Here is a 2,691-nt window from a genome sequence, read left to right on the forward strand (position 1 = left end):
TCGCCGCCCCGTACCCTCCCCGCAGCCCGCAGCCCGCAGCCCGCAGCTATCGGGCCGGGCCGGTGACCGGCCCCGGATCAGCGGTCGCCGCCGGCTCCGGCACCGTGCTGCCTTCCGGTCCGGTCGTGTTCCCCGGTCCGGGCCTGCTCCCTGGCTCGGTCGTGTTCCCCGGCTCCGTGCCGCTCGCGGTCGGGCCCTCGGTGTCGGCCCGCCCGGCTGCGGGGACCGGACCGGGCCGGTGTGCCGTCCAGGCGAAGGCCAGCGCCCCGCCGGTCAGACCGAGCAGCAGACCGATCAGGAAGCCGCCGAGGTTCGACGTCAGCCAGGACGCCAGCGACAGCACGATGGACAGGATCGAGTAGAAGACGCGCTGGCTGGGGTTGAACAGCAGCAGCAGGCCGCAGAGCAGCAGCAGGACCGGGACCAGGTAGGCGGCCAGCCCCTGGAGGCCGACGTGCAGGATCACCGGCAGGGGAGCGCGGACCGACACCAGGATCTCGACGGCGCCGAGGGTGACGAGCAGGCCGCCCCAGAACGGCCGGCTGTGCCGCCAGGTGCGCCAACGGCTCACCCGTCGGGCCCGGTGTGGTGTCGGTGGCCCGTCCGTGGTCGTCCCCACCGGCGCCGACGTTTCCGGTGGGCCCGGCGTGTCGTGCTCCCCGGTCACGGTCAGCAGCCCTCCGAGGCGAACTGCATCCGCAGGTGGGGGAGGCTGAAGGTGGCGGCGGTGGTGGCGTAGTTGTGCTGCCGGAGGTTGACGATGGTGACCTTGTCGGCCTGCTGCCCGAAGACCCCGATGTTGCCCCGGACGCCGGGCACCGTGTCCAGGGTGCTGGCGTCCTGGCCGATGTTGATCTTCTCGAAGGAGGCGTCACCGGAGATGACGTCCGAGTCGACGACCAGGGTGCGGGCGGCTACCGGTCGGCCCTCGTCCCCGGCGGTCAGCTTGAGCACGATGCCGCCCATCTCGATGCTCTGGCAGAGGTTCGTCAGCTTGGCCTGGTCGATGGCCGACACGATCAGCACCAACTGGCCACCGGTGTCGCCCTCGTTCGGGCTGCCCGGTGCCATGTGGTCGAGGGTCGCGAACTGGGCGAACCCGGTGCCGTCCAACCGGTCCGCGGTGACCGTGAACGGGATGCCCGACAGGGAGAACTGGGCGGCGAGTACGCCCTGGGCGGTGAGGGCGACCAGCGCGGCGCCCACCGCGCCGGCACCGAGGAACGTCGCTGCGAATCGCCGCCACCGTACCTTGCCGTACGGGGTTCCGGTCGAGGTGTATTCCGAGGACATCTGTCGCTCCCTTGGCCGTCGTGGTCTTTCGGCTGGAAAAGGGCGCCGTCCGGCGTCGAGAAAATGATCCGGAACCGGTTGGTCGTGCTGCCTTCCTCTGGTCGACGGGGACGGCAAACCGGAAGTTACCCTCGGGTAGTAATTGGGTCAAGATTTGCTCGGAAGTCGATCACCGTCGTTTGAGCATTGAGTGGAAAGAGTCAAAAACCTCCGCGATTTCTGATCACGGAATGGATTGGCCGGTGCTGCCGGTCGACAGGTCCCCGACGGCAGCCGGGGCGCACGGCGGGCGGACGGGCTCGTCGGCCGAATGTGCCCCGGCGACCCGGGCCGCCTCCGCCGGGCCGAGGAACGGCGCGACCATGAAGTACGTCAGGGTCGGCAGCAGGTCGGGCAGGTCGGCGACCCGCCCCGCCGCCACGTGCCGGTAGACCATGCTGTTGATCCCGCCGACGACCGCGCCGGTCAGCCCGTCCGGGCCGACCGGGCCGGGACTGGGCGGCGCCTCCCGGAAGAACTGGTCGAAGCGGCGCAGCAGCAGGTCCCGCTCGTACCGCGCGGCCGGCCCGACCGCGTCGATCTCGACGATCGCCATCATCGCGAACGCCGGCACGCTGGCCAGCACGTCGAGCAGTACCCGCAGTGCGGCCCGGCAGCCGGCCGGCCAGTCCCCGGCGTCGGAGTAGGCCTGTTCCATCAGCTTCAGCAGCACGTCCGTGCCGTGCCGGTAGGTGGCGAGGAACGCGTCGTCCTTGCCGGCGAAAAGGGCGTAGAAGGCCGGTCGGGTCACCCCGGCCGCCTGGCAGATGTCACTCACCCGGGCGTTCGCGTACCCCTTGGCGGCCACCGTGTGCACCAGGGCGTCGAAGAGCCGGTCCCGCTGGGTGGCCCGGACCACCTCGGCCGGCAGCCGACGTGGACCGCGTTTGATCGCCCGGGCCGGATCCCGTCCGGTGCGGGCACCGGGTAACGGCGTCAGTGCCGCCCGGCGCGCCGGAGAGGCCACCATCGCATTGATCTCCTTAATTTGCGTGCTTGACCGGCGTACCTCGGGAGGTTTATAACTTCCACAGGTTTCCTTCAATACTCTACGTAGCGCCCGGGGTGGGAGACAATTCCCGTCCCGACCGCGAGGAGGGCTCAATGGTCCTCGGTACGACCGGCGGCGTGACCGTCGCCCCGCAGATCGTCGGGCAGGTGTCGCGGCTCAGCCGCAGTGCACCAGCCTGATCCGGCACGCAATTCCCTCTCGCGCCCGCCGGTGCGCCCGTTACTGCCCGGAGTGGTGCTGATCCTCGCGTTCCGCGACCCGCCGGTTGCCGTCCGACCGGTACGGCGTGCCGTGCCGTGCCCACTTCCGCCCCGCCCCCACGAGGAGGTTGCCGCGTGCCCTTCCCG

General features: G+C 70.7%; 3 protein-coding genes. All 3 read right to left on the bottom strand.

Annotated elements, in window-relative coordinates; all coding sequences use genetic code 11:
- Positions 1 to 46: 46 nt before the first annotated feature.
- Positions 47 to 619 (bottom strand): DUF6114 domain-containing protein, encoded by a 573-nt coding sequence (locus GSF22_RS32700; protein WP_208817772.1) that lies wholly within the window; start codon positions 617 to 619, stop codon positions 47 to 49.
- 50 nt (positions 620 to 669) lie between these two features.
- The gene (locus GSF22_RS32705; protein ID WP_208817773.1) at positions 670 to 1,293 is read right to left on the bottom strand and encodes a DUF6230 family protein; all 624 of its coding nucleotides are present in this window, start codon (positions 1,291 to 1,293) and stop codon (positions 670 to 672) included.
- Between the two features lie 223 nt (positions 1,294 to 1,516).
- Positions 1,517 to 2,302: a TetR/AcrR family transcriptional regulator gene (locus GSF22_RS32710; RefSeq protein ID WP_208817774.1), complete on the bottom strand. Its 786-nt coding sequence runs from the start codon at positions 2,300 to 2,302 to the stop codon at positions 1,517 to 1,519.
- Between the last annotated feature and the right edge of the window lie 389 nt (positions 2,303 to 2,691).

It is taken from the genome of Micromonospora echinofusca, from assembly GCF_017614955.1.
GTDB lineage: Bacteria > Actinomycetota > Actinomycetes > Mycobacteriales > Micromonosporaceae > Micromonospora > Micromonospora echinofusca_A.